General features: G+C 66.2%; 2 protein-coding genes and 1 pseudogene. 1 reads left to right on the forward strand and 2 read right to left on the reverse strand.

Annotated features, from left to right (window positions below; genetic code table 11):
* Nucleotides 1–156: 156 nt before the first annotated feature.
* Nucleotides 157–567 carry a VOC family protein gene (locus FHP25_RS40400; RefSeq protein WP_147852675.1) on the forward strand — a complete coding sequence of 137 codons (411 nt, stop codon included), beginning with the start codon at nucleotides 157–159 and terminating at the stop codon, nucleotides 565–567.
* Nucleotides 568–683: 116 nt separating this feature from the next.
* Here the strand turns inward: FHP25_RS40400 and FHP25_RS40405 are convergent, their stop codons facing one another.
* Nucleotides 684–2,321, reverse strand: a complete 1,638-nt coding sequence (locus tag FHP25_RS40405) for a thiamine pyrophosphate-requiring protein (RefSeq protein WP_147852676.1) — start codon at nucleotides 2,319–2,321, stop codon at nucleotides 684–686.
* Nucleotides 2,322–2,454: 133 nt separating this feature from the next.
* Nucleotides 2,455–2,660 (reverse strand): annotated as a pseudogene (locus FHP25_RS40410) (S-(hydroxymethyl)glutathione dehydrogenase); the annotation flags it as partial.

Genomic DNA, 2,660 nt, shown 5'->3' on the forward strand with positions numbered 1-2,660 from the left:
TCACTGCCGCCGGTGCCCTCGACCGCCAGCCCGAGCCCGCCATGTAGTGAAGACCTTTCACGAGCCGCCGTTGATTCGATTACACTTTCTGCCTTCGCTACTCGCCAGTAGGGAAAGTTGGGCTAGGAAGGGCGGGTCCGAAGAAACGGAGGTCCCATGAGCCAAGGTGTCGGGGTGGTCGGCCTGTATGTCCGCGATCAGGACGAGGCCCTGCAGTTCTATGTCGGGAAGCTCGGATTTCGCGTCCATACCGACGCGCGCAACGGCGACTATCGCTGGCTCACGGTGCAGCATCCGGACCAGCCGTCCTTCCAGCTCGGCCTGTTCGCGCCGCAGCCGCCGGCGCTCGACGCGGCGACGGCGCAGACGGTGCGCGAGATCGTGGCGAAGGGCGCCATGCCGCCGCTGGTGCTGATCGTCGACGATTGTTGCGCCGCCTACGAGCGCATGCGCGCCCGCGGCGTGGAGTTCACGCAGGAACCGGTGGACCGCTACGGCGCCGTCGATGCCGGCTTCCGCGATCCGTCAGGCAACGGCTGGAAGATGATCGAGGCGCGGCGCGGGTGAGCATCCGCGCCGTCAACGCGTCATACCGAGCGCAGCGAGGGATCTCCCGCGACTTGATGCGCGGTGCGTCAGTCGCGGGAGATCCCTCGCTGCGCTCGGGATGACAGTGCGGCGGCTCAATCCTTGAACGTCGAGATCGAGACTTCCTTCGAGGTGATGAACTCCAGCAGCGCCGGCTTGCCCTGCCTGGTCTGCTCGATGCCGCGCTGGATCGCGCCCGCGATGTCCTCGGGCTTGGTGACGCGCTCGCCGTAGCCGCCGAAGGCGCGCGCCATGGCGGCGTAGTCGCCGGAGATGTCGGTGGCGCGGTACTTCTCGGTCGAGACCTTCATGATGTGAAGCTCGATGGCCATCGAGAAGTTGTTGAGCAGGATCGACAGGATCGGGATGCGCTCGCGAACCGCGGTCTCGAAATCCATGCCGGTGAAGCCGATGGCGGCGTCGCCCCACACGTTGATGCAGAGCTTGTCGGGGCAGGCGAGCTTGGCGCCCATCGCCAGGCCCAGGCCGTAGCCCAGCTGCGTGGTCTTGCCCCAGCCGATATAGGAGAGCGGCGTCGTGGTCTTCCAGAACGGCGAGAGCTGGTCGCGCGGGCTGCCGGCATCGTGCGTGATGATGGTGTTGGCGACGTCGACCGTCTTGTGCAGCTCGGCCAGCACGCGATAGGGGTTCAGCGGCGCATCGTTGGACTCGCGCTTGGCCTTCCACGCCTCCAGCCACTCGGCCTCGACGGCCTTGATCTCGGCCGCCGTCGCCGACGCATCGCGCTTGCTGCCCTTCAGCAGCGGCTTGCACGCCTCGATCAGCGCCTGCAGCGTCAGCTGGGCGTCGCCGACCAGGCCGTATTGCGCGCGCACGTCCTTGTTGAGATGCCCCGGATCGAGCGTGGCGTGGATGATCGTCTTGCCCTTGGGCATGGCGACGCCGAAATTGGTCTCGGTGAAGCTGCAGCCGATGCCGAGGATGACGTCGCTCTTCTGCAGGAAGTGATGCACCGGCTTGGGGATCGCGCGGCCGCCGGAGCCCAGCGCCAGCGGGTGCGTCTCGTCGAAGCAGCTCTTGCCCTGCAGGCTGGTGCAGACCGGGATCGCCAGCAGCTCGGCCAGCGCCTTCAGCTCGGCATAGGCATTGGCCCAGTGCACGCCCTGGCCGGCATAGATCACCGGCCGCTTGGCCTCGACCAGCACCTTGGCGACGGTGCGCACGGCTTCGGGATCGGGCGCGCTGCGGGTCGAGAACACCGGCGTGTAGTCGATCGGCTCCGGCACCTCCTCGGCGAAGGCGTCGGTCGGCACCTCGATCACCACCGGCCCGCCGCGGCCGTTGCGCAGCTGCGCGAAGGCGCGGCGCATGATGTTGGGCAGCTCCTTGCCCGACGAGATCGGCTCGGCGTGCTTGGACACCTGCGCCATGGCGACGCTGGAGTTGAAGTTGGGCGGGATATGCGCGATGCGCCGCGGATAGCCCATCGGCATCACCAGCAACGGTACCGATTCGCCGAAGGCCTGGGCCACGCCGCCATAGGCGTTCTCGGCACCCGGCCCGTGCTGCATGCAGAACACGCCCATCTTCTTGCCGCGTGTCAGTCGCGAGATGGCGTCGGCCATGTGCAGGCCGATGCGCTCCTGACGCACGATGATGGGCCGGATGTCGGCTTCGGCCGCATGCTCCAGGATATGGTTCACCGGGTAGCCGATGACCATCTCGATGCCTTCACGCTTGAGAATCTCGGCGATCGCCGGTCCGACTTTCATGGCGTTCCTCCTTTGCCGATGGCGATGCTCGAAGCCGCTTCATGGTGAGCTTGTCGAACCATGAAGCGGTCGCACCGCGGTTGTGCGAGGCCTTCATGGTTCGACAGGCTCACCATGAAGGCTTTGTCCAGCATCAATACACCACGACGCTGCGGATCGATTCGCCGCGATGCATCAGGTCGAAGCCCTCGTTGATGCGCTCCAGCGGCAGCAGATGCGTGATCAGGTCGTCGATGTTGATCTTCTTCTCCATGTACCAGTCGACGATCTTCGGCACATCCGTGCGCCCCTTGGCGCCGCCGAACGCCGTACCCTTCCACACCCGGCCCGTCACCAGCT

The sequence above is a fragment of the Vineibacter terrae genome, assembly GCF_008039615.1.
In the GTDB taxonomy this organism is placed as follows: Bacteria; Pseudomonadota; Alphaproteobacteria; order Reyranellales; family Reyranellaceae; genus Vineibacter; species Vineibacter terrae.

Bases quoted from the DNA above. Each gene is read 5' to 3' on its own strand.
- FHP25_RS40405 (WP_147852676.1), bottom strand. From the start codon at position 2,321: ATGAAAGTCGGACCGGCGATCGCCGAGATTCTCAAGCGTGAAGGCATC.
- FHP25_RS40400 (WP_147852675.1), top strand. From the start codon at position 157: ATGAGCCAAGGTGTCGGGGTGGTCGGCCTGTATGTCCGCGATCAGGAC.